Raw genomic sequence first — 347 nt, forward strand, 5'->3', positions numbered from 1 at the left:
CAATTTAATTCATACAAGTGACGAAGATAAAACAACAGACCAAGAAGAAAAAGCACATTCAATTACGGTAATTTGGAATTTTGAAAAACAAAATTATGTCTTTTTGCCTTTGCGGGAACTATAGCGTTCAACCGGCATGGTTGACCACTTTTCATGCCAACTTTTAAGTTTGCATATAACTGGGCAGTGTCTTAAAAAATCAACACTGGTTTTGCTCAAATTTTAGTTGGTGTAATTAAAATATATTTATTTGGCTCACATTTGCGTTTTAAGAGCTTATATATGTTTTTAGGTATAAAACTATATGATTTACCCCTAAATCTTTAAAATGCCCCCTTAAAATTCAA

General features: G+C 31.1%; 1 pseudogene. It reads left to right on the forward strand.

The features are described 5' to 3' along the window. Positions 1–124, forward strand: a pseudogene (locus L987_RS14375) (protein rep); the annotation flags it as partial. Between the last annotated feature and the right edge of the window lie 223 nt (positions 125–347).

The sequence above is a fragment of the Staphylococcus sp. ZWU0021 genome, assembly GCF_000798895.1.
In the GTDB taxonomy this organism is placed as follows: domain Bacteria; phylum Bacillota; class Bacilli; order Staphylococcales; family Staphylococcaceae; genus Staphylococcus; species Staphylococcus saprophyticus.